General features: G+C 44.4%; 24 protein-coding genes. 19 read left to right on the forward strand and 5 right to left on the reverse strand.

What is annotated here, in order from left to right; all coding sequences use genetic code 11:
* Positions 1 to 74: 74 nt before the first annotated feature.
* Entirely contained in the window at positions 75 to 635 is a 561-nt protein-coding gene (locus ACZ5KY_RS07945) for an HD domain-containing protein (protein WP_464243360.1), read from the reverse strand.
* Positions 636 to 815: 180 nt separating this feature from the next.
* Here ACZ5KY_RS07945 and rnr point away from each other — a divergent pair, with 180 nt between their 5' ends.
* The 10 genes from rnr (at position 816) to ACZ5KY_RS07995 (ending at position 13,720) form a co-directional block, all read left to right on the forward strand.
* Entirely contained in the window at positions 816 to 3,116 is a 2,301-nt protein-coding gene (rnr, locus tag ACZ5KY_RS07950) for a ribonuclease R (RefSeq protein WP_464243361.1), read from the forward strand.
* A gap of 107 nt (positions 3,117 to 3,223) precedes the next feature.
* Positions 3,224 to 4,210, forward strand: coding sequence for a bifunctional riboflavin kinase/FAD synthetase (locus ACZ5KY_RS07955; RefSeq protein WP_464243362.1), 987 nt, complete (start codon positions 3,224 to 3,226; stop codon positions 4,208 to 4,210).
* Positions 4,211 to 4,223: 13 nt separating this feature from the next.
* On the forward strand, positions 4,224 to 5,108 hold the full coding sequence (locus ACZ5KY_RS07960) for a shikimate dehydrogenase (RefSeq protein ID WP_464243363.1): 885 nt from the start codon (positions 4,224 to 4,226) through the stop codon (positions 5,106 to 5,108).
* Between the two features lie 80 nt (positions 5,109 to 5,188).
* On the forward strand, positions 5,189 to 6,889 hold the full coding sequence (pilB, locus tag ACZ5KY_RS07965) for a type IV-A pilus assembly ATPase PilB (protein ID WP_464243364.1): 1,701 nt from the start codon (positions 5,189 to 5,191) through the stop codon (positions 6,887 to 6,889).
* A 32-nt stretch (positions 6,890 to 6,921) separates the two neighbouring features.
* Positions 6,922 to 8,031 carry a type IV pilus twitching motility protein PilT gene (locus ACZ5KY_RS07970; protein WP_464243365.1) on the forward strand — a complete coding sequence of 370 codons (1,110 nt, stop codon included), beginning with the start codon at positions 6,922 to 6,924 and terminating at the stop codon, positions 8,029 to 8,031.
* 97 nt (positions 8,032 to 8,128) lie between these two features.
* Positions 8,129 to 9,346, forward strand: a complete 1,218-nt coding sequence (locus ACZ5KY_RS07975) for a type II secretion system F family protein (RefSeq protein ID WP_464243366.1) — start codon at positions 8,129 to 8,131, stop codon at positions 9,344 to 9,346.
* Positions 9,347 to 9,658: 312 nt separating this feature from the next.
* Positions 9,659 to 10,075 carry a nucleotidyltransferase substrate binding protein gene (locus tag ACZ5KY_RS07980; protein WP_464243367.1) on the forward strand — a complete coding sequence of 139 codons (417 nt, stop codon included), beginning with the start codon at positions 9,659 to 9,661 and terminating at the stop codon, positions 10,073 to 10,075.
* The gene (locus ACZ5KY_RS07985) at positions 10,068 to 10,400 is read left to right on the forward strand and encodes a nucleotidyltransferase domain-containing protein (protein ID WP_464243368.1); all 333 of its coding nucleotides are present in this window, start codon (positions 10,068 to 10,070) and stop codon (positions 10,398 to 10,400) included. Before ACZ5KY_RS07980 ends, ACZ5KY_RS07985 begins: the two co-directional genes overlap by 8 nt.
* A 256-nt stretch (positions 10,401 to 10,656) precedes the next feature.
* Positions 10,657 to 12,330 (forward strand): two-component system sensor histidine kinase NtrB, encoded by a 1,674-nt coding sequence (locus tag ACZ5KY_RS07990; RefSeq protein WP_464243369.1) that lies wholly within the window; start codon positions 10,657 to 10,659, stop codon positions 12,328 to 12,330.
* A gap of 31 nt (positions 12,331 to 12,361) precedes the next feature.
* Complete coding sequence (locus ACZ5KY_RS07995) at positions 12,362 to 13,720, forward strand: sigma-54-dependent transcriptional regulator (protein WP_464244648.1); 1,359 nt, start codon at positions 12,362 to 12,364, stop codon at positions 13,718 to 13,720.
* A 178-nt stretch (positions 13,721 to 13,898) separates the two neighbouring features.
* Here the strand turns inward: ACZ5KY_RS07995 and ACZ5KY_RS08000 are convergent, their stop codons facing one another.
* From ACZ5KY_RS08000 to ACZ5KY_RS08015, 4 genes are all read right to left on the reverse strand, one after another.
* Entirely contained in the window at positions 13,899 to 14,228 is a 330-nt protein-coding gene (locus ACZ5KY_RS08000; RefSeq protein ID WP_464243370.1) for a nucleotidyltransferase family protein, read from the reverse strand.
* On the reverse strand, positions 14,225 to 14,638 hold the full coding sequence (locus ACZ5KY_RS08005; RefSeq protein WP_464243371.1) for a nucleotidyltransferase substrate binding protein: 414 nt from the start codon (positions 14,636 to 14,638) through the stop codon (positions 14,225 to 14,227). The genes ACZ5KY_RS08000 and ACZ5KY_RS08005 overlap by 4 nt, the downstream gene beginning before the upstream one ends.
* A 316-nt stretch (positions 14,639 to 14,954) precedes the next feature.
* Positions 14,955 to 15,218: a type II toxin-antitoxin system RelE family toxin gene (locus ACZ5KY_RS08010; protein WP_464243372.1), complete on the reverse strand. Its 264-nt coding sequence runs from the start codon at positions 15,216 to 15,218 to the stop codon at positions 14,955 to 14,957.
* A gap of 2 nt (positions 15,219 to 15,220) precedes the next feature.
* A complete protein-coding gene (locus tag ACZ5KY_RS08015) occupies positions 15,221 to 15,454 on the reverse strand; it encodes a CopG family transcriptional regulator (RefSeq protein WP_464243373.1) in 234 nt (77 codons plus the stop codon).
* A gap of 652 nt (positions 15,455 to 16,106) precedes the next feature.
* On the opposite strand from ACZ5KY_RS08015, the gene ACZ5KY_RS08020 reads away from it, so the two are divergent.
* The 9 genes from ACZ5KY_RS08020 to ACZ5KY_RS08060 all read left to right on the forward strand — a co-directional run bounded on the left by ACZ5KY_RS08020 (position 16,107) and on the right by ACZ5KY_RS08060 (position 23,515).
* Positions 16,107 to 16,709 (forward strand): type IV pilin protein, encoded by a 603-nt coding sequence (locus tag ACZ5KY_RS08020; protein WP_464243374.1) that lies wholly within the window; start codon positions 16,107 to 16,109, stop codon positions 16,707 to 16,709.
* 120 nt (positions 16,710 to 16,829) lie between these two features.
* The gene (locus tag ACZ5KY_RS08025; RefSeq protein ID WP_464243375.1) at positions 16,830 to 17,591 is read left to right on the forward strand and encodes an ABC transporter ATP-binding protein; all 762 of its coding nucleotides are present in this window, start codon (positions 16,830 to 16,832) and stop codon (positions 17,589 to 17,591) included.
* Complete coding sequence (locus ACZ5KY_RS08030) at positions 17,584 to 18,405, forward strand: hypothetical protein (protein ID WP_464243376.1); 822 nt, start codon at positions 17,584 to 17,586, stop codon at positions 18,403 to 18,405. The genes ACZ5KY_RS08025 and ACZ5KY_RS08030 overlap by 8 nt, the downstream gene beginning before the upstream one ends.
* The gene (locus ACZ5KY_RS08035; RefSeq protein ID WP_464243377.1) at positions 18,402 to 19,223 is read left to right on the forward strand and encodes a hypothetical protein; all 822 of its coding nucleotides are present in this window, start codon (positions 18,402 to 18,404) and stop codon (positions 19,221 to 19,223) included. Before ACZ5KY_RS08030 ends, ACZ5KY_RS08035 begins: the two co-directional genes overlap by 4 nt.
* Before the next feature lie 44 nt (positions 19,224 to 19,267).
* Positions 19,268 to 20,056: a prepilin peptidase gene (locus tag ACZ5KY_RS08040; RefSeq protein ID WP_464243378.1), complete on the forward strand. Its 789-nt coding sequence runs from the start codon at positions 19,268 to 19,270 to the stop codon at positions 20,054 to 20,056.
* A 142-nt stretch (positions 20,057 to 20,198) separates the two neighbouring features.
* On the forward strand, positions 20,199 to 21,257 hold the full coding sequence (gene pilM, locus ACZ5KY_RS08045) for a type IV pilus assembly protein PilM (protein WP_464243379.1): 1,059 nt from the start codon (positions 20,199 to 20,201) through the stop codon (positions 21,255 to 21,257).
* Positions 21,254 to 21,820, forward strand: a complete 567-nt coding sequence (locus ACZ5KY_RS08050; protein WP_464243380.1) for a PilN domain-containing protein — start codon at positions 21,254 to 21,256, stop codon at positions 21,818 to 21,820. Before pilM ends, ACZ5KY_RS08050 begins: the two co-directional genes overlap by 4 nt.
* Positions 21,821 to 21,831: 11 nt before the next feature.
* A complete protein-coding gene (locus ACZ5KY_RS08055; protein ID WP_464243381.1) occupies positions 21,832 to 22,302 on the forward strand; it encodes a type IV pilus inner membrane component PilO in 471 nt (156 codons plus the stop codon).
* 56 nt (positions 22,303 to 22,358) lie between these two features.
* A protein-coding gene (locus tag ACZ5KY_RS08060) for an IS3 family transposase (RefSeq protein ID WP_464242671.1) occupies positions 22,359 to 23,515 on the forward strand; the annotation gives its coding sequence in 2 pieces (ribosomal slippage) (positions 22,359 to 22,608 and positions 22,608 to 23,515; 1,158 coding nt in all).
* Positions 23,516 to 23,527: the final 12 nt, after the last annotated feature.

A 23,527-nucleotide genomic window follows, 5' to 3' on the forward strand; every position in this document is an offset into this window, starting at 1 on the left:
GATTCTTATTTAAAGCACCCGAATATGTAACATGTTTATGGTTTTAAATGAAGGATTGTTCGTTGTAGCTCTTTTTATTGGTCGAATTGTGACTGCCATTGATCAAAGATCAGTCCTTTCTCTTCACCATAGTAGATGACGGTCTGGCGGACTCTTGTGGATGGTTTTTCCTGTGTTAATTTATTAGGGTTTTTCGAAAAGAACAGATCAGCATAGGTGATAATCTGCTCCTCAATGGTCAGTGGTAAATAATCACGGTGGGGCAGGGGCAATTCCTGTATCGCAATCTCTTTGGCCGTAAGGCCGACACCAATATGACGTTCGCAGACGCGGGCATGTCTGGGCAACCCTATTTCGTTGAGGAGTTGTGCGCCAATGAGGCCATGGCGAAGGTAGGGCTGCTGGCCAAAACAGCCGAGCCCTGGAGCGTGGACTGCAAAGATGCCAATATCGTGCAGCAGAGCCGCTTCAGAAATGAAATCGATGTCGATAAAATTGTTGTGGTTTCGTTGATTGAGCATTTGGGCAATTAATATTGCCTTATTCGCGACCTGCTCGCTGTGGGTTCGCAAAATATGATAGGCTTTGGTGTGTGGCAGAAAGTATTTTTCGATAAGATTAATCGCTTGAATCATTCGGGCTATCCAATGCTGAGAATGTGAAAGAAAAGGTTTTCCCTTGCATCCATGGTGGTGTCTGCTTAAAATTGGTTGCTGAATCAGTGAGTACTCAGTTCATGTTCAACATTACCGTAAGTCTTAAATGATTACGAGCCAATACCGTAACCTACAAAAGGATTAGATCTCCTCTTTACTATGACATTGCCAATAATTAAAATTATTCAAGAATTACGCCGTTACCATGGTCAGTCTACGACTGTGCAGGAACTCATGGCTGCCACCGGTTTGGAACGTGATACCCGTCGCCAGCTTATCCGCTTTCTTGATGCGCTGGTCATAGAGGGGTTGTTGCAACATATGCGTCATGGTCGCTATATCATGCGGCGGAGTGTGAAAATGGTGTCTGGGCCGATCCAGCTCCAATCGGCTGGGCATGCTTTTTTGTCACCTACGGAATATTGTGGCGATGGGAATGGTGGGGGTGATCGGCCTTACGAGGATGAAGATTTATACGTCTCCCGTTATCGATTAATGGGGGCGATGTGCGGAGATACCGTCACGGCATTGATCTTACCCGAAAATTATGAGCGTCGTAGCCGAAGCGGTCGGCGCAAAGAGGGACTTGTTATTGCGGTGACTCAGCGAGCGCATGGCCGTCTGTTGGGCCGCTGTAGTCAGCATCGTAATGGTCAGATGCTGTTCTGTAGCGAACCTTCGGGAATACAATTTACTGTTGCTAAGGCGCAGCAGTGGCCGATTGCCGAGCTAGAGGGCAAGATTGCGGTGTTGGTGATTGACCGTTACCCCACAGCGCAGAGTCACGGTGAAGGTCATATTGTTGAGCTGTTTGGTGAGGCTGGTGATCCGCAGGTTGACGTTAAAATGGCGGCATATCGTCAAGGGATACCGACAGAGTTTAGCTCTGCCGTGTTGCGCGAGGCCGAAGCCGCTGCCGTTCCTGTTTGTCAGCAAGACTATGCTGGGCGCGTTGATCTATGTTCGTTGCCGTTGGTCACCATTGACGGTGCCGATGCGCGCGATTTTGATGATGCGGTGGCGTTAAAAGAGTTGGATGGTGGCTATCGTTTGTGGGTGGCTATTGCCGATGTGAGCCATTATGTCCAACCCGATAGTGCGATAGATCAGGCGGCATGGGAGCGCGGAACCAGTGTCTATTTTCCTGGCTCGTGTATTCCGATGTTGCCCGAAGTGCTTAGTAATGGCATGTGTTCCTTGAATCCCGATGTTGAACGATTGGTTGTTGCGCTGGAGTTAGAGTTTGATCAACGGGGTAATCGAACGGCAATGAAGGCTTTTCCTGCGGTGATGAAAAGTCATGCTCGATTAACCTATGAGCACGTTCAGCACTGTTTTGATGGTGGTGAGGTCAATGGTGATGTCGGGGGCGAAGGTGAAGGGGGCGATGGTCAGGATGAGGCGATGGATCCCACCATTTCTGCGATGATTCAGAGTATGTATCGCTTAGCTCATCAGCTTCGGGGTGGTCGTAATCGTCGTGGTGCTCTCGATTTTGACCTGCCTGAAGCGGATATTCGACTGACTGATGCTGGCGTTCCCCATTTTGTCGGGAGACGGGTAAGGTTAGAGTCTCATCGCTTGATTGAGGAGTTTATGTTGGCCGCCAACGAGGCTGTTGCCTCTTTGGTACTTGAACAACGATCATCAGCGTTGTTTCGGGTTCATGATGCACCCGATCTTCAATCTATGCAGTCCCTGCAGCAATTTGTTGCGACATTTGACATGGGTTTTAATGTTGCTGAGGGTGGTGTCCAGTCGCATGAATTGCTTAAGTTGTTGAAGCAGGCGCGAGGGACAGAGCAGGAATACACCATCAATCGTATCTTGCTGCGCAGTATGAAGCAGGCGCGTTACGATGCCGAAAACCATGGACACTTTGGCTTAGCCAGTGAGGCGTATTGCCACTTTACTTCGCCCATTCGCCGTTATCCTGATTTAATTCAGCACCGTCTTCTGTTGAAGCTGTTAGCTGGAAATGATCATTGGCCGGGAGAGTCGTTAGCCGAATTGGCTGAGCATACAACGATCACTGAACGCCGGGCTATGCTCGCCGAACGGGATATTGTCGATCTGCGTAAATGTCAGTTTATGGAAGATAAGGTCGGTTTGCGTTATACTGGAACCATTACCGCGGTGACTGCGTTTGGTTTCTTTGTTGAATTGAATGAATTTTTCATTGAAGGGTTGGTTCATATCCGCCGTTTGGATAATGATTATTATCGCTACGACCCTGAACGCCATTGTTTGATTGGCCAGAATCGTCGCCAAATCTTTCAGGTTGGCAACTCGGTTGCCGTTGAGGTATTACAGATTCAATCTGATAAACGTGAAATTGATTTTATTTTACCCTCTCTATCACAACAGAATGTAAACGCTTCCATTGAAAAGCGTCGACCACCAAAGCATAAAAATAAACAGGGTGGTCGTCATCGGACCAAAGGTCGGAATCGTCGCTAGCAGGCTATCGGATTTGACGGGCCTACTACGAAATAGCCTGACTTGGCCCATGTGAAGTTCGACAGTCTGCCATGTATTGACTCAATTTAAACAACGAATTGTCTACTATGAAAATAATTAATGATTTAAATGACATAGAAGAACCGTTCCATCATGCTGTGGTGACATTGGGTAATTTTGACGGTGTCCATCTTGGTCATCGAGAGATTTTTCGCTCTGTCGTCAAGACCGCTAAAGAGAGTGGTGGAACATCAATTGTTTGCACTTTTCAGCCTCATCCGTTGAAAATGCTGGCTCCCGACCATGCGCCACGATTGATCAATACGCCGCAGGAGCGTGAAAGGCTTATTGAGGCGTCATGCGTTGATGTGTTGCTGACCATTCCATTCACTCAACAGCTTGCAGATCTCACCCCGGAGGAATTTGTTCGAGATATATTGGTGGAGAAGGTTGGGTTGAAGCATCTCGTTGTTGGTTACGATTATGCCTTTGGTCGTGGACGTAGTGGCTCAATTAGCTTTTTGAAAGAGCAGGGTGTTCGATATGGATTTAAGGTTGATGTGTTTGGCCCTGTCCAACAGGAGAATTTAGTCCTCAGTTCTACCCGCGTGCGTCAAGCATTGCTTTCGGGAAATGTTGATGGGGCCGTGGCGTTGCTGGGTCGTCACTTCAATCTTGAAGGAGTCGTGGTTCACGGTGATGGTCGTGGGCAGGGGCTTGGTTTTGCTACAGCAAATTTGCAGACGACAAAAGAATTGTTGCCTCGTGACGGGGTCTATGCTGCCATTGTTCGCTACGAACAGCAGCAGGGTGACTGCGAGCCCTGTAAGGAATATCTTGCCGTGGTTAATATTGGTAAAAAACCAACTTTTGGTGATCATCCTCTTACCATAGAAGCGCATCTTCTTGACGCGCAGGCTGATTTCTATGGTGAAAGATTACGGGTCTATTTTGTAAAGCGATTGAGGGATGAACAGAAGTTTACCTCGAAGGAAGGGTTATGTCGTGCGATTACGCAAGATGTTCAGCGCGCGCGCGCGATCCTAGCAAAAACGAGAATTATTGAGTTTCGAGAGTATTTGACGATCGTCTGAAGGAGTGGTACCTGTGAAATGTTTAGATTCAAGCAGAGTCGTGAAAGGGACGACGGCCGTTTATGGCATTCTTGGCGACCCCATCGCTCACTCTTTGTCGCCGGTGATGCAAAATGACGCATTTTTAGCTCTTGGAATGGATGCTGTTTTTATCCCCTTTAGGGTTCAGCCTGAATCTCTTGCGCAAGCGGTCGATGGTTTGCGGGCGTTAAATATCCAAGGTGTCAATGTAACCATCCCCCACAAGGAAGCCGTTTGCCCGTTGTTAGACGACATTGATGAAGCGGCGCAACTGATTGGTGCCGTGAACACAATTGTCAATCAGGATGGACGACTTATAGGTTATAATACCGATGGCATTGGCCTTATACGATCATTACAGACAGATCTCGATTTCGAATGTTCACCGACAACGCGCGTTGTCGTTTTCGGAGCTGGTGGCGCTGCTCGTGCTGCTGTTGTTGCGTTGGCTCAACAACGGGTAGAGCAAATCTGCATTGTCAATAGGACGGTTGGGCGGGCGCAGGAGCTTGTTGACCTCTATCGTCCGCACTTTCCTGAAACGGATTTTACTGCTGTTCTCCTTGATGAGAAATGTTTGACCTCGTTTTTTGGAGAATGTGAATTAATTATCAATTCAACATCAATAGGGCTATCGGGTGAATCCTTTAATGTGGTAGCATGGACCGATTTGAAAAAGGGGTGTGCTGTCTACGATATGGTTTATTCACCCAAGGGAACCCCTTTAGTTCGTGATGCTAAAGCGGCTGGGTTTAGGGCCTGTTATGGTTTAGGTATGTTGGCGGCGCAAGGAGAAGAGGCTTTTAGGCTGTGGACTGGAGAGTGCCCTAATGGCGTGATGAGGGTGGCTCTTGACACTTATTTGAAAGGTCTGTGATCTGTGACTTGTCGGCTGGGCATAATCTGGTTCCATCAATAGAAAACAAACGTGAACTTCATCGTTAACGAGTGAGAAATATGGCCAATAATCGACTAGGTGATCTACTGATACGTAACAATCTTTTGTCTGCTGAACAGCTTGAAAAAGCGGTCAGTGAACAAAAAATGAACAGGGAGCGCCTCCCCGCTACATTGATCCGTTTAAAATATATTACTCAAGATGAGTTAGCGGCGTTTCAATCACGTCAATATGGTGCCCCTCTTATTGACCTTGCCGAGTTTGAGGTTGACCTCGGTGTTGTTAAACTTATCGGTGCTGATGTTGTTCAAAAATATCATTTAATTCCAATCAGTCGCGCTGGTGCAACGCTTATTGTTGCCATGAGCGATCCCTCCAATATCTTTGCAATTGATGACATAAAGTTTATGACCGGCCACAATGTTGAAGTTGTGGTGGCAACGGAAGGTGCAATTAAGGACGCGATTGATAAGTATTACGATCAATCAGCTTCACTCGCCGATGTAATGAGTGATCTTGATGACATCGACCTTGAAGTGATTGATGAAAACGATCAGGTTGACCTGAATGAGCTTCAAATGGCGACGGAAGATGCACCCGTTGTTAAGTTGGTTAACCTCATTCTAACCGATGCCATCAAAAAAGGTGCTTCCGATATTCATATCGAGCCTTATGAGCGTATATTTCGCGTTCGCTATCGGATAGATGGGGTGCTTTATGAGGTGATGAAGCCACCAATTAAGCTTAAAAATGCGATTACCTCTCGGATTAAAATTTTATCCGAGATGGATATTGCCGAGCGTCGTTTACCTCAGGATGGTCGAATTAAGATCAAACTGCCTGGTGGCAAAGATATGGACTATCGCGTGAACTGTTTGCCAACACTATTTGGTGAAAAGATCTGTTTGCGATTACTGGATAAGTCGAATCTTCAGCTAGATATGACTAAGTTAGGCTATGAAGAGGAACCCCTTAAGTGGTTTAAGAAAGAGATCAGCAAGCCTTTTGGTATGGTGCTTGTTACCGGGCCAACAGGAAGTGGTAAAACTGTTTCTCTCTATTCCGCATTGGGCGAACTGAATAAAACGACAGAAAATATTTCAACAGCTGAAGATCCTGTAGAATTTAACTTTGCTGGAATTAACCAAGTTCAGATGCACGAAGAGATCGGCTTGAATTTTGCCAGCGCTTTGCGTGCCTTTTTGCGCCAAGACCCCGATATTATTATGATTGGTGAGATTCGAGATTTCGAGACCGCTGAAATCGGCGTTAAGGCTGCATTGACAGGTCACCTCGTATTGTCGACTCTGCATACCAATGACGCGCCGAGTACCATCAACCGTTTGTTGAACATGGGGATCGAGCCTTTTCTGGTGGCGTCAGCCGTTAACCTCATTACAGCGCAACGGTTGGGTCGTCGCCTGTGTTCAGAATGTAAAGAGGTTGATGATATTTCCAAGCAGTCGTTACTTGATGCCGGTGTTTCTCCCGAGGAAGTGGATGAATATGTCTGCTATAAGGGCAAGGGTTGCAGTCATTGCAATGATAGCGGCTATAAGGGGCGAGTTGGTATCTATCAAGTGATGCCGATGTTTGATGAGATTCGTGAGATGGTGCTTGCTGGGGCCAATACTGCTGAAATTAAGCGTGAATCGATGCGTCTCGGAGTGCAAACCATGCGTCAGTCGGCTTTAGGAAAACTTAAAGACGGAACGACTTCTTTTGAAGAGGTTGTCCGTTGCACGATTTCTGATGATTAAAAATAAGTTGATAACAGGAGCGGAGAAATAACATGGCAACGATCCACGATTTCTTGAAAGTTATGGTAGACTCTGGTGCTTCTGATCTGCACATTACCACTGGAACGCCACCTCAAATTCGTATTGATGGTGAAATTCGCCCATTAAAACATCCTGTATTGATGCCTGCTGATACCAAACAGTTGTGCTACAGTATTTTAACGGATGCCCAAAAGCGCACCCTTGAAGAGGATAATGAACTCGATCTCTCCTTTGGTGTCAAAGGGTTGGCCCGCTTTCGTGGCAATGTTTATGTTCAGCGTGGAGCGATAGCAGGGGCTTTTCGTCGGATTCCTTACGAATTTCTCTCCTTCGAACAGCTAGGACTCCCCCCCGTTATCACAGAGATTTCGCGTCGACCACGGGGGCTTGTTTTGGTCACCGGACCGACGGGCAGTGGTAAGTCGACAACCCTTGCATCGATGATTGATGCCATCAATGTTGAACGCCGCGATCACATTATTACCATTGAAGATCCAATTGAATATATCCATCCTCACAAGGGCTGTATTGTTAATCAACGTGAGGTCGGCAGCGATACGCAGTCCTTTAAGCGGGCGTTGAAGTCCATTTTACGTCAAGATCCCGATGTTGTTTTACTCGGCGAATTGCGCGACCTTGAAACCATTGAAGCGGCGCTAACGATTGCTGAAACGGGTCATCTGTGCTTTGCAACGTTACATACAAATGGTTGTGTCCAAACGATTAACCGTATCGTTGATGTGTTTCCAACCAATCAACAGGCTCAAGTCCGAACTCAGTTATCATTTGTTCTTGAGGGTGTTTTGTCACAAACTCTTATTCCGAGAGCGTCAGGAAAAGGGCGTGTTTTGGCACTAGAGGTGATGGTGCCAAATATCGCAATTAGAGCACTGATCCGTGACGATAAGGTTCACCAGCTCTACTCGCAAATGCAAATGGGGCAAGATAAATATGGCATGGTGACCATGAATCAGTCGTTGTTTGATCTGTATCATCGCAAGTTAATCTCTCTTGATGATGCGATGGCACGCTCATCAGAAAAAGATGAATTGCGACAGATGATTGCCAACCCTTCCGGTGCTCTTAAGAGACCCCATGGTGGTCCTCAGAAAATGGCGTAGTTATCTATCGAATCGTGCGTTGTTCGATGGCATCATTGGACAAACTTTCAAAAAATAATCTTTTCTTCGAAAATCTAGATATTCGGTGAGGTGCTCAATGGCTAAATACTCCTGGCAAGGTAAAAATCGCAGCGGAAAAGTTCAAAAAGGTGAGATGGCAGCACCCAATGAAGCAATGGTACGTGCGCAATTACGCCGTCAGGGGATAGTTGCCAATAAGGTTAAAGAACGCGGCAAGGGGATGGATATCAAAATAAATATCCCCGGCATGCAGCCCAAAATAACAACCAAGGATCTGGTCGTCTTCACCCGTCAATTTGCCACCATGATTGATGCGGGATTGCCACTGATTCAGTGTCTGGATATCTTGTCCAATCAGCAAGAAAATGTCACTTTTAAGCAGATATTGCTGACAATTAAAGAGGATGTCGAGGCCGGTTCAACATTTGCCGATGCGCTGCGTAAACACCCAAAGGCCTTTGATGAGCTGTTTGTCAACTTGGTTGCTGCGGGTGAGGTAGGCGGCATTCTCGATACGATTTTAAACCGTTTAGCCACCTATATTGAAAAATCAATGAAGCTAAAAAAACAAGTCAAGAGTGCCATGACCTATCCAACAACTATCGTTGGTATTGCTTCTGTGGTTATCGGTGTTATTTTGGTGTTTGTTATCCCTGCCTTTGAAGAAATGTTTGCCAGTTTTGGTGGTGCACTGCCAATGCCGACACAGATTGTTATCAATATTAGTAATTTTATTCAGAGTTATATTTTAGTGATTATTGGTGGCTTTATGCTTTCGGTCTTTTTGTCTAAAAAGTTTTATGCCTCTAAACGAGGGCGTGAAATTGTTGATGACTTAGCGCTTAAGGCGCCTGTGGCGGGGATTTTGATTCGCAAGGTCGCGGTGGCAAAATTTACCCGCACCCTTGGTACGATGGTCTCTAGTGGCGTACCCATTCTTGATGGTTTGGATATTGTGGCGAAGACCGCAGGGAATCGTACTATTGAAAAAGCGATTGTCAAGGTGCGTCAGAGTATTAGCGAGGGCAATACCATTGCTGATCCGTTAACTAAGTCGGGCGTGTTCCCCCCCATGGTATGTCAAATGATTGCTGTGGGTGAGCAAGCAGGTTCGATTGATACCATGCTGAATAAAATCGCCGATTTTTATGACGATGAGGTCGACGATGCGGTGGGTAACTTAACCGCCATGATGGAGCCCTTGTTGATGCTATTTTTAGGGACAACAGTTGGTGGACTTGTTATTGCCATGTACTTGCCAATCTTTAAATTAGCTGGTGCTTCAGGTGGTTAACGCAATATATAAACTCTCCTGATTAGCGACCCACGCCCTGCGGGCGAATTTTTATAGTGTATTTTTCTCGATTAATGATCTGGTTGGGCGGACATTGTCCGCCAATGTAGAGGCCACCAACGTCGAATACCATTTATTGATCATTAAGCGTACAATCAAAATCCGTCGGACAGTACCCAACCTTGTATCTCTTCGTAGGGAAATAGAGTTTTTTGATGCGTTTGAGTTAATTCTCGGTTTTGATTGCTAGTTATTTCTGTATGTTAACAGCTGTTTTTCTTCTCAAGTAGATGTTTTTGGGAGATCAAGTCAATGAAAGATGAGGTTCGCTGGATACAGCGGTTGAATAACTGGTCAAAGGCACTGAGTCAGTTGTCGAGGTTTATTGCAAAAGGAGAATTGGATGAGTTACAGGAACAGGGACTGATCCAGTCTTTTGAATATAACCACGAGCTTGCCTGGAAAACACAAAAGGATTTTTTGCAGGAACGTGGTGTGGCTGAATTGTACGGTTCAAAAGATGTAACGCGAGCAGCGTTCAGTAGTGGATTAATCACAAACCCTCAGCCGTGGATGGATATGATTGCTGATCGTAACCTTACGTCACATACCTATAATCAAGATGTAACAAGGAAGATTCTTGCTCATATTGTTGACGATTATTATGCGGAATTTCAATCGTTACACAAAAAACTGACAAAATTAGCGGTGAAAACTCCTAATGTGTAAAGACACTCCATTATACGGTTTGGCTCCTGATGTTGTCAAAAAAATCCGGGGAGTTTTTGAACAGTTTCCTGCTGTCGAATCTGTGATTATTTACGGTTCAAGAGCAAAAGGAACGTATCGAACCGGCTCAGATATAGACCTCACCATAAAGACTGACGGTAGTGAAACAGAGAGGTTATTGTTCGATGTTCTTGAAGCTATTGACGAGCTTGATTTGATCTACCTGTTTGATATTTCACTTTTTGTTGAAATCGAAAATACTGATCTTTTGGCGCATATTGACCATGTTGGTTGTGAGTTTTACACGCAAAACCAGGGGATATAGGTACGGTGCCCCTAATTTGAGAGTAGGTTGGGTAGAGCGTAGCGAAATCCAACCCAACAGTAGCACTACAAACGGTATAAAAGAAAAGCCTTCCGATGGAGGCTTTTCTTTTATCTATTGATGGTCTCGCAAAAACAAATAAGATGGCTAAGCAAAATTTTCGTCCCCCAAGGCGTAGTGGTTGTTCAAGGGTGAAGGCATACCTGTTGTATGTCAAAGTCTTGAATAAACGCTGCAACGCAGGTGGGCGGACTTTTTGCGACGCCATCATCTATTGAGCCATCGTTATGAGGTGTTTAGCGGCATGGTTTTTGTTAATAAAGGGTTTAATCCTGATGACGCAGTGGCTTCAAGTTCTTTGAGCAGCTTACTGTGGTATTTACTCGGCCGCGCCTTCATTGTGACGTTATTTTTAGGGGTAACCGTTGCAGTACGGTTTAGCTCCTCAGTTCAATTTTTTCACCTTCCCGATGTTCAGCTCGTAACACTTCTCTTTGTCACCTTTCTTCAGATTTGCTTTTCACTGTTGTGGTTGTTGCGCTGGCAAAAACGGTTACGTTTATTCATTCAGTTCCAACTTGTTTGGGATCTCATTCTTAGTGCACTAACGGTCTATTATACCGGCGGAGTAGAGAGCCTGTTCTCATTCCTGTTTATCTTCGTCATTTTGAGTTGTGCGCTCATGTCTAGCCGCACTGAATTGGATGTGACGATTGTCGCAGCAGTAGTCCTCTATGGCGGACTGGTTGGCTTACTACACTATGGTTATTTACCCCCAGTCGGGGATAGCGTTACCTTAAGCGGTACCGATATTATCTATCGTCTGTTTTTGAATATTGTCGCTTTTTTGCTCGCGGGACTTCTCGGTTCTATCCTCTCTGTACGCCTGCGACACTCTGAATACTTGCTGCTACGCAATCAAGATGACTATGCTGAACTCGAGAACTTGAATCGAATGATTTTGAAAAGTATTCCGAGTGGGTTAATCGTTGTTGAACCCTCTGGTCAGATTTGTTCGTTTAACTCGGCGGCATCCGCTATTTGTATGATTGATACTGCAAACGCCTGCCAGAGAACTTTAGCGGAGGTTTTTCCTGATTTTAATCTAAACGATCTGCAATTACCCGTTGATCGCGGGGAGTTTTCTTTTGTTAATTCGCAAGGAATGAAGCGTGTCATTGGCTATAATGCGACCCTGATTACCGATTTGGCAACGGATGACCTTAAAACTTTGATCACCTTTCAGGATTTGACGGCAACGAAAAAGTTAGAAGAAAATTTTCAGCTTGGAGAACGGTTAGCTGCTGTGGGTAAATTAGCTGCTGGGCTTGCGCATGAGATTCGTAATCCCCTTGCCTCTTTAAGTGGCAGTGTGCAATTACTTTCTGAAGATGAAAATTTTACTTCGTCCGATCAACGATTAATTAATATCGTCAGCCGTGAAGCGGCCCGTTTAAACACCTTAGTGTCTGATTTTTTGATCTTTGCCAAACCCCGCCTACCACAAATGTGTGAATGTGATCTGACCGCAATATTTAAAGAGGTCGTAATGCTGCTCAAGGCAGATCCTCTCTTTGCTGACGTTGAGCTTATCTTTAATGATGATCAGGTCTATCTAGCTGTTGTGGATTCGAATCAAATCCACCAAGTGCTGTTGAATTTGCTTGTTAATGCGGTGCAATTTTCAATTCCTCCTAAAAAAATATGCATAGGAACTGATTCAGAGGCAGGTACTTTCTGGGTTGATGACAATGGCCCAGGCGTCTCTTTGGGCGCACAAAAGAAAATTTTCGAGCCATTTTTTTCAACACGTGCTGAAGGCACAGGATTAGGTCTTGCCATTGTGCATACCATTATTAGCGCTCACGGTGGTACCATTGAATGCTTGGATAGCCCCTTTGGAGGGGCTCGTTTTCAGGTGAATCTTTAATTGTCAGCATGCGAAAGACGTTATTATGAAAATCAAAGCACATATCCTTGTTGTTGATGATGAACAGAGTATGCGTGAATTCTTAACTATTATGCTTGAAAAAGAGGGCTATTGCGTTGACTGTGCCGTTGATGGCGAGATGGCATGTGGCATGATTTGCGAGAATGTTTACGATCTAATTCTAAGTGATATTCGTATGCCAACATTAAATGGCATTGAATTGCTCGGTCGAGTAAAAGAATTAGGCACCGATACGATTGTCATTATGATGACGGCGTTCTCGACAACAGAACAAGCTGTTGAGGCCATGAAACAGGGGGCATACGATTACCTGCTGAAGCCTTTTAAAAATGATGAGATTCGCCTGGTGATTCGCAAAGCACTCCAGCATCATCAACTAAAAAAGGAAAACAGTCGCCTGCGGCAGGTTCTTGATGAGCGTTACTCGTTTGACCGTCTCATCGGTAAAAGCGTAGCCATGCAAAATCTGTATCGTTTGATTGAAAAGGTAGCGAAATCGAAAGCAAATATTTTGATCACTGGCGAGTCGGGTACTGGTAAAGAACTTGTTGCGCGCTCAATTCATCACCATTCACAGCAGCATGAGGCCCCTTTTGTTCCAGTAAACTGCGGTGCGATACCCGAAAATTTGCTAGAAAGTGAATTGTTTGGCCACGAAAAAGGGTCATTTACTGGGGCCGTAGCAACAAAAATAGGATTGTTTGAAGTCGCTGAAGGTGGAACCCTTTTTTTAGACGAAATCGGCGAATTGCCAGTCGCCATGCAAGTTAAGTTGCTTAGGACATTACAGGAAAAACAAATTCGACGCGTCGGCGGAACCGTTGACTTAGAATTGAATGTTCGCGTACTCGCTGCAACAAATATTAATCTGGAGCAAGCCGTAAGTGACGGTTCTTTTCGTAGTGATCTTTATTACCGTCTCAATGTTATCCATGTCGAAATTCCACCACTACGCGAACGCAAAGAAGACCTTCCGCTGTTGGTTCAGTCCTTTTGTCACTCACTCGCACCCAGGCGAGATGTTGAAATTTCTACGGGATTGATGCGACGCATGCTGGATTACCATTGGCCGGGTAATGTTCGCGAACTTGAGAATATTGTCGAGCGGTGTCTGATTCTGGAAGAGGGGGCTTTGCTCACCGAAGCAGGGCTACCTGTTCACTTCGATTGCTCGCATGGGCAAACTGGAGCCTTAATTTGTCAAATCCCTGAAGATGGGTTGGATCTTGAAGCCTATATGGCTGAGGTTGAATCAAAAGTTCTTATCCAAGCGTTGGATCGTTGCAACGGCGTGCGCAAGCATGCGGCAAAATTATTGAAAGTCAGTTTTCGTTCACTGCGTTATCGTTTAGATAAGTTGGGGCTGTAAGGAGAGGGCGATAAAAAACTGTCTCACACAAAGCCACGAAGTCACAAAGGGTGGATCTTGAAACCAGAAGATTAGCTCTTGATTTTGCTCTTCTTGGTGCCTTTGTGCCTCCGTGTGAGTTAGCCTTGCAGTTTCTATCGCGGTTTTTACGGCTTGGCGCGAGAAAATGATAGTGATGTTATTTTATTTCTGGATGGTTATCGTTACGCGAGTAAAGTAGGCATCCCACGCGATCAATATGCTCGGTAAGCTTTTTTTCAGAAATCTCTTCGAAATGAACAACATCAAAGTAATAGGGCAGAGATGATTCCTCATTCAGATAAAATGAGAGTGCTGAAATCGTATCGTAATTAAGGCTCTCCCCTTTGAGGGCAATATCAATATCTGAACCTTTTTTATAGTTTCCCTTGGCTCGCGAACCAAAAATAATCGCTTCTTCTATCGCAGGATGCTGTTTAAGCATCTGAATGATTTCAGCTATGTCTTGTTGTCGTAGGCCAAACTTCATTCGTCAAACTTTGCTGTAAATGCGACTGAAAAACACTGTAACGCTGGAAAATAAGTACCCCTTATTTTCTTCTCAACCGCAATGGCAATTTTTTCCTCATAAGTATGAACCGTCAAATTGCGATCCTTTAATGCCTCGATCCAAACATGGCCATCGTTTATGATGTTGATCTGAAAGGCCTGCTTAATCGCATCTCTAGGGCTTGAAATGGTAAACCCTTCCTCTTCAAGGTAATCTTTCAGAACTTTCCAACTCAATTCAAACGATATTTCGAAAAACTGGATCAGGCCAGCTCTTTCAGCTTCGGAAGGGTGTTGAATGGCCATGGTATTTTCAAGCAGTTGAAATGATCGCTGGAAATGGATAAATCTTTGCTTCCAACGAATATCAGTTTTGTCGCTATGTTTCATACTTCCTCCACTAAATCACATGGCCGAAAATTATCATTTTTTTATACAGCAGCAACCGGTTCACACAAAGCCACGAAGCCACAAAGGGTGGATCTTGGAACCAGAAGATTTTGGCCTTGATGTAGACCTTGCCCTTCTTAGTGCCTTTGTGTCTCCGTGAGAGGATGTTTTTGATTTAAAGTCAAGCTCGGTTCACACAAAGCCACGAAGCCACAAAGGGTGGATCTTGGAACCAGAAGATTTTGGCCTTGATGTAGACCTTGCCCTTCTTAGTGCCTTTGTGTCTCCGTGTGAGAACGCTCTTTATCACTATGTTTTAGCTGTCCCTGTACACATCCTTGCGATGCGCTACTTTGACAACGGTGATAATCAATTCCGTGTCCTTAATTTCATAAATAATCCGATAGCACCCCTGCCGGACCCGATAACGTTCCTGGCTGGAAAGTTTAATGCAGCCAACTCCTCTGGGGGCCTCGCGCAATAGATCGATCCGTTTGAGGATCTGCTTTACAGCGTTATTTGGCAAGGCATGTAAATCTTTGGTGACCGATTTTTTAAATACAAGCCGATAGCTCACCATGCCTATATCTTGCCATGCGATTTCAGGTCAGCCAGCAGTGTTTCATAGGTTAGTACCGGTTCGTCTGCTCTTTCTGTAAAGGCTTCTAGGTCTTCATTGTCTTCAATCAGCGCAATACGTATCGCCTCATTGACAACTTGCGAAATGGATTGCTGTGTTATTGCTGCTTTGATTTTTAGGGCTTGGTGGATTTCCTGTTTAAAATAAACGGTCGATCTTTTAGATAATTCACCCATGGTTCGATTCCTCCCTTTTTGTTGTTTATTTTATGTATTGTAGCGCTTTAGTGTCTTAGTGTCAAAGCGTTGTGGCTGTTACGATAATCTTTTCATGCGTGAACCGACTCACACAAAGCCACAAAGAGGACTTGAAACCAGAAGGCTATGGGTTGTTTTAGATTTAGCCCTTCTTAGTGACTTTGTGGCTCCGTGAGAGAACGCTTTTGATTTAAAGTCAGGATCGGCTCACACAAAGCCACAAAGGGCGGATCTTGAACCCAGAAGATTGATAGTTCTTGATTTTTCTCTTCTTGGTGCCTTTGAGCCTCCGTGTGAGAACGCTCCTGTGTTAGATTCTGATCTTCCTTGGCGCGAGAAGGGGGTGACAAAAAACGTCACATCAACACGCGTAAATTGTTATTCTACGCCTTCGTAGGCTTGATACATATCGACCAATCTCTGTTTAAGTGGGCGGTGCTGCGGTTCGGCTAATCTGGCATAGTAATTGTAGTTGTTAGAGTCTGAAGGCAGAGTAATTATTACTAAATAGTTTGTATGTGAAAAAGATTTTAACAAAGATGGTGAATAGTGTTACTGTTCGCAAATGTTTATTAACCGACGGGTCGAAATATTCGGCCCACTGTTTTTCTCACGAAAGGGGAACAAGATTATGTTAAATAAGTTTAAAAAGAATGAGCAGGGTTTTACCCTCATTGAGCTGTTGATCGTTGTTGCTATTATCGGTATTTTGGCCGCCATTGCTATCCCTCAGTTTGCAGCGTATCGAGTTCGTGCATTTAACTCTGCCAGTCAATCAGATGTTCGTAATGTCTCGGTATCTGAAGCGGCATTTTTTGGTGATTGGCGCGTGTTTGGTGCAAGTGAAGAAGCCGCAGTTGGTGCTGGAGCGGGTGTCTTTGGTGCTGGTGGTCTTTGCGTTGGTGGTAATAATGTCACAGACCTCATTACTGGTACTGATATAAATGGTGCTGCTCAGGATCTACAAATTCCACTTAGTAATGGTGTTAATCTCGTAGCGACTACTGATGGTACAGGTGGTAGCTTTACAACTTTGGCAAAACATCTTCAAGGTGATAGTTTTTATGGTACCGATGGAGATACTACAAATATTTATGCTGATAGAGCCGCTGTAAATATCGGTGTAGCAATAGCTGGTGGTGAAGAGCCTGCATCTACTGTTGCTGTTGATGACTTTGCACCGGGTGGCGTGGTTATTAACGGGCCAAGCACAAATGCTTATACCGTTTTATAATTAGATTTATGGTACAATGGCAAGCGTGTAACAAAGTATTTTGAGAACGAAAATAGGTACTGTTCGTGTTGTCGAGCAGTGCCTATTTTTATAAGCATTTATGGCATAAAGGTTGTCGATATGTTAGCAAACCGGCTGATTCATTTCGATCAAGTTTGGAAAACATACCCGAAAGAGTTAGGCTCTTCGGCGCATACAGCTTTAAAGTCGGTTTCATTCGACCTAGAACAAGGTTGTATGTTGGGACTTGTTGGAGCGAATGGTGCAGGGAAAAGTACCTGTATTCACCTGCTGATGAATTTTATTGGCCTTGATTGCGGCGAGATAACTATTAAAGGCCAAGATGTTAATGATTCATCCTTGCGTTCTTCCATTGGCTATTTGCCTGAAATTGCAACGTTTCCTGCTAATTTAACGGTGATGGATATGCTCCGCTTTGCTGGAACCTCTTGTGGCCTATCCGTCAGAGAGATTAAGCAGCGCGGCGCATTACTGCTGCGAGAACTTGAACTGTGGGATGTTCGTAATCGACCGTTACGCTCCTATTCTAAAGGGATGCAGCAGCGAGCAAGTTTGGCGGTGGCTCTGATTGGCAACCCTGAATTATTGATTTTGGATGAACCGATGAGCGGCCTAGATCCTGTTGGGCGAGAAAAAATTATCGCTTTAATTCACCGACTTAAGGGGGAAGGTAAAACTATTCTGTTCTGTTCTCATATTTTAGAGGATGTGGATCGTTTGGCTGACCGCTTGTTGGTGTTGCATCATGGTCAAAAGTTGTTTGATGGCACGGTTGATCAGTTGTGTGAGCAACAAGGTGTTTCATCACTCACAGAGGCCTTTTTAGCCGTGATACAGGGGGATGGTGGTGGAAATGCTTAGTTGTTGGCGACGAATCACTAGTTTATCGCGGATTATTGTGATTGATGGTATGCGTTCCCACGCTATTATTGGTTTGCTCTGTTTGGCTGTGGCGTGTGAAGCGGGAGGGTTGCTGTTCTTTGGTTTTATCCCCCGTGATATTGGCCGAGTTTCAAGCGACTTTATTTTTTCCATCAGCTTTTTAACTGGTTTGATCTTCCTGTTTGTTCATGCCGTAAACATTACAGCGTGGGGGGGCAATAAGCGTCTAATTCATACTATCTTAGCTCGACCACTGTCGCGGGCGGAATATGTGTTGGGCCTGTTTGTTGGGCTAACAACCTTGCTGCTCCTCTTGAACCTATTGCTGGCTGGGGTGGGTTATGTCGTGTTGGTTACTATTAAAGGGCAGGTTGGTCCAGTTTATTTCAGCTATTTTTCAACCACTCATTACCTGTTAACCTGGTTGGGAGTGTCGTTGATTGAATTAACCCTGCTGGCCGTGATCCTGTTGCTGTCTGGTTTGATTCGCGGCAGTTTTACTGTGCTACTGATGTCGCTCTCCTATTATTTAATCTGCTCTGGTTTGCCTGTCGTTCGCGATACGGTGTTGCAAAATTCTGGCAGCAATCCAGAATTACGTGGCCAGTTTCTAGTGTGGTTGTCGGCACTATTTCCCGATTTCTCCCCTCTGGATTTTAAAGCATATGTCGTTTCAGCTCAGGTATTACTGCCGCTAAATGAGGTAGCCGTTAATTTTTTTACCGTATTGCTTTACGCAGTGCTGGTTTTATTGTTGGCCTGTTTCGTTTATGGTCGCAAGGATTTGCGATGAAACGTTTTGCTGTTACTTTTGTCATAGTTGCCGGCGTATATCTGGCGGTTTTTTCACAGCAACAGCAACAGCAACTGGCCACTCGTGTGTTGCCGACCTTAGCGCCGCCGTTGCCAGCAGTTGTTCAACGTGCAGTATTAGGTTTTTTTCAACAGCTTGGTGCCGAGTTATTGTTTGTCAAGTGTGCAGTGTTTAATGGCAGCAACCTCCCTGCGGCTGTTATGGAAAAAAATGCTAATAGCCTAAGTTCTAATCTTGATGTTGCTACGAGTATTTATCCCGAATTCATTGACCCCTATTATTTGTGTCAGGCTACTCTTCCCCATATTTCACCCACATATGCTGGTATCGCCAATGTTATTTTAGCCCGCTATACCGGTACTGGTGGTCAGCAGGATATCATCATCCACTTTTTTCGTGGTTTTAACTATTTTTACTACATGAACGAGCCACAACGTGCCTCGGAGGTGTTTGCTGAGTTGGCTTCACGCGATGGTGCGCCAACATGGTTTGGTCATTTTGCCGCAATTTTATCTGCGCGTGGCGGCAATTTATATGCAGGGCTTATTTCGTTGCAGTCGATGCTCGCCGTTGAATCCGATGAAGTGATGAAGCAACGCTACCGTGATGAAATTGAAGTGTTTAATCAGGCGATTGGTGTTGAAAAGGCGATTCAGCAATATTTTGATACCTATGGTGTATATCCCCCCGAGTTAGAAAGTTTGGTTCCTGGTTTCCTCTCCGTTATCCCCACTTTTGTAGATTTTGAATTGCATTGGCGTGATCAATTGTTGTCGCTGGATCGCCCTTCCCGCTAGATTAGGGTGTAGGTTGTTTAATCCTTTTATTGGAACAATATCTTATGCCAATAGATGTACTGAGTGAAACCTTTCTACTGTGTGCTGTCTTCATTTTGGGGGCAGTTATTGGCTCCTTTCTTAATGTCTGTATCTACCGAATCCCTGCTGGGCTATCGATTGTTTCCCCACCGTCGCGCTGTGGGAGTTGTGAAACAACATTGCGTTGGTATCACAATGTCCCGATTCTAAGTTTTTTAGTTTTACGCGGCAGGTGTGCATTTTGTCAGGTGAAAATATCATGGCGATATCCGTTAATTGAAGCACTCAATGGTGGTTTGTTCGTGTTGGTTTTTTGGTTTTTTGGTTTTAGTTCGCCAGCATTAGTATTCTTCCTGTTTGTCTCTGCTTTAGTCGTTATCACTTTTATCGATCTTGATCATCAAATCATCCCTGATGTGATTAGTTTATCTGGCATTGTTGTTGGCTTTGGCTGTTCGTTTATGTTGCCGTGGCTCTCATGGCAGGATTCCCTGTTCGGAATATTGCTTGGTGGTGGTAGTTTGTTCGCGGTGGCGGCGGGTTATGAGCTGTTGACAAAGAAACAAGGGATGGGCGGGGGAGATATTAAACTTTTGGCAATGCTGGGTGCTTTTTTAGGCTGGAAAGCGGTGTTGCCGATTATCTTTTTAAGTTCTCTTGCTGGCACGCTGATTGGCGTGCCGCTGATGTTAATTAAGGGTGAAAATGGTCGCTTGGCGATCCCCTTTGGCCCTTTTTTGGCCATTGCAAGTATTGTCTACTTATTCTGGGGCCCCGTAATCATTCGGTGGTACCTTAGCTTTTATTATTAACGCCAGTTTCGCCAACTTGTTATTTTTTAATTATTCTTGACGCACCTTTAAAAATCCCTATAATCAAATACGTGTAATTACAGGAAGACGCTGTTGTTCTTCTGTGTTCTTAGCAACCATCTCTTACCGTAGGATCTTATCTATGTTTGGATCAAGGAAAGATATTGTTGGAATCGATATTGGCGCTAGTTCTGTCAAACTCGTCCAGTTACAAGAATCTAAAAATGGATTTCAACTAAAAGGGTTAGATCGTGAACCTTTGCCACCTGAAGCGGTTGTTGATGATTCTATTATGGATTCGAGTGTCGTTGTTAGCGCAATTCGCGACTTGATATCTCGAAACAATATTAAGTCACAGGATGTTGCCGCATCTGTCTCAGGTCACTCTGTTATTATCCGAAAAATCTCTTTGCCGCTCATGACTGAAGATGAACTTGATAAGTCAATCCAGTGGGAGGCTGAGCAGTATATCCCCTTTGAAATGTCTGAAGTTTTTCTCGATTACCACATTCTTGGTCCCGACCAAAACGATCAAGGTCAGATGGAAGTGGTTCTTGTTGCCGCAAAAAAAGATTTTGTTGATGAATACATCTCGGTATTAAAAGAGGGTGGACTCAATCCGGTTGTTATGGATATTGATTGCTTCGCCATTGAAAATATTTATTGCTCAGTTTATGACGATGAGACGTTTGATGTTGTTGGACTTGTCGATATGGGCGCGAGCGGGCTTCAAATCAATATATTGAAAGAGTCTGTCTCTGTATTTACTCGTGATATTCAATTCGGCGGCAATAGTTACAATGAGGAACTACAAAAACGTTTTGGGCTCAATACTCAAGATGCTGAGGATCTAAAACTTGGTGGAGAGCTCGCTGGTGTTGATCCTTCACTTGTTAAGGTTGCGATTCAAGAAATTACCGATAATTTAGTACAGGAAGTTCGTCGCGCGCTAGATTTCTTTTCTGCAACATTCGCTGATGAGCGTATTCAGAAAATATATATAACAGGTGGTGTCACGTTAACTGACAATGTTCTTAACTCCTTATCTACTGGGTTGGATATGCCTGTTGAGGTGCTAGATCCCTTTAGTCGAATGGTTGTGAGTGAAAAGGATTTTGATCTTGATTATGTTAAATCGGTTGCGCCGTTTTTCTCTGTTGCTGCAGGTTTGGCAACCCGCAAGGTGGGAGATAAATTATGATTCGTATCAATCTACTTCCTATTAAAGCGGCTCAAAAAAAAGAACAACTTCGTAATCAGCTTATTGTTGGTGCGTTTGTGGTGTTGGTTACTGTAGTTGGTTGCTTTACCTTCTATTCGTCATTACAATCTGAAATTAGCTCTGTTAAGAGTGAAATCAGTCGAAACAATACAGAAATAGCCAAGCTTAAGAAGCAAATTGGTGAAGTAAATAAGTTTAAAAAACTTCAAGAAGAACTGAGAAATAAACTCGAGGTTTTAGCGACTTTGAAGGCAGCCAAGTCTGGCCCTGTTCACTTGATGGATGACCTCATAAGTGCACTTCCTGAAAAACTTTGGATTACCGACTATAAAGAGAAGGGTGGTCAGATTACTCTGAAGGGTGTTGGTCTGAGTGAGGATGATGTCGCGGATTTCATGACACAACTTGAAGCCTCTCCATATTATCAAAATGTGTTATTGAAAGTTACCAAACAAAAAGTTGAGAGCGGCATGCGGTTACAAATTTTCGATCTGAGTTGCCAAGTTGAGAAACAAAAACCTACTCCAGATTCAGCTAAATAGGAGGAATAACAATGGATCCTCGGATAGAAAATATTTTAAAGTTGCCACTATACCAACGCCTATTGTTGTTATTGCTTGTTGTTGGTCTAATTATTGGCGGGTATGTTTACTTTTTGCAATTGCCTGCGCAACAAACGCTAGTTAATGAGAATGCTAAAAACGACAAACTGCTGATTAAATTGCAAGAGAGCCGACGTATTGCCAATAATTTACCTCGGTTTAAAGCCGAATATGAGCAAATGAAAGAGCGTCTTGAATTGGCTCTAAATGAGTTGCCCAATAAGAGTGAAATACCGAGTTTATTGTCGAGTATTGCAGGCTTAGCTCGTGATAACGGGTTAGAAATTATTGAATTTAAACCAGCAAAAGAAGTGGCACAAGGGTTCTATGCCAAAGTCCCCGTCTCTCTAAAGCTTTCAGGGTCATATCACGAAATGGCGTTGTTTTGTGAGGCCGTTTCGATGTTTGAAGTGGTCTACTAAAGCCGGACACAACTTAAGGTGGTATATTGAGCCATCAACAAGGAGTGTTCATAGCTATGGGAAGACGATCATTTACGAAAGAGTTTAAACGAGAAGCCGCCAACTTGGTTATCAATGAGGGCTACTCTGTTACTGAAGCCAGCCGTGCGATGGATGTTGGTACTACCGCCATCAGCCGTTGGGTTAACCAACTCGAACAAGAATATGGTGGCGGAACTCCTAAAGCTGCAGCGTTAACGCCAGAGCAGCAACGTATTCAACAACTGGAAAAACGAATCAAAGAGTTAGAGACCGATAAAATGATACTAAAAAAGGCTACCGCTCTCTTGATGTCGGACGATATAAAACGTTCAGGTTGATCACCCAATTAAGAGAGCATAGCAATGTTCGCAAACTTTGCGCACTATTTTCAGTACCACGTTCAAGCTACTATGATCATCTACAGCGACGAACAAGGATAGATATTACAAGGTTACGTCTTCGAGCCAAAGCAACGGAAATATTCAATGCCAGTCGCCAATCAGCGGGCAGTCGGAGCATCGTCACCAAATTACGTGAACAGGGTGAAATCATTGGTCGGTTTAAAGTTCGTCGCTTGATGAAGGAAGCCGGTTTAGTTAGTAAACAACCCAAACCACCCGCATACAAAGTAGCAAAGGTGGAGCGACCAGACATACCGAATCATTTAGACCGTCAGTTCGATGTGAAACGACCGAATCAATTATGGTGCGGCGATATTACCTATATTTGGGCACACGGACGATGGATGTATCTTGCCGTCGTTTTGGATCTTTGTAGGCGCCGAGTTGTTGGTTGGAGTGTATCTGAAAAAGTCGATGCTGATTTAGCCATTGCAGCACTTGATCATGCATATCAACTACGAGGAAAACCACAGGGTGTGATGTTCCACTCAGATCAAGGCAGCCAATACAGCAGCAAAACCTTTCGTCAGAGATTATGGCGTTACCAGATAAAGCAAAGCATGAGTCGGCGAGGAAATTGTTGGGACAATGCCCCAATGGAACGCGTATTTCGTAGCTACAAAAGTGAATGGATGCCATCAAAAGGTTATTTGAGCTTCAGCGAAGCAAAGAAAGACATTGGTAAATACTTGATGGATTACTACAACTGGCAACGGCCACATCAGAGAAATGATGGGCTTGCACCAGCTGTTGCAGAAAAAGAACCTAACGTACTGTCCGAAATTAGTTGACCACTACAGTTA

The sequence above is a fragment of the Desulfuromonas svalbardensis genome (genome assembly GCF_055389415.1).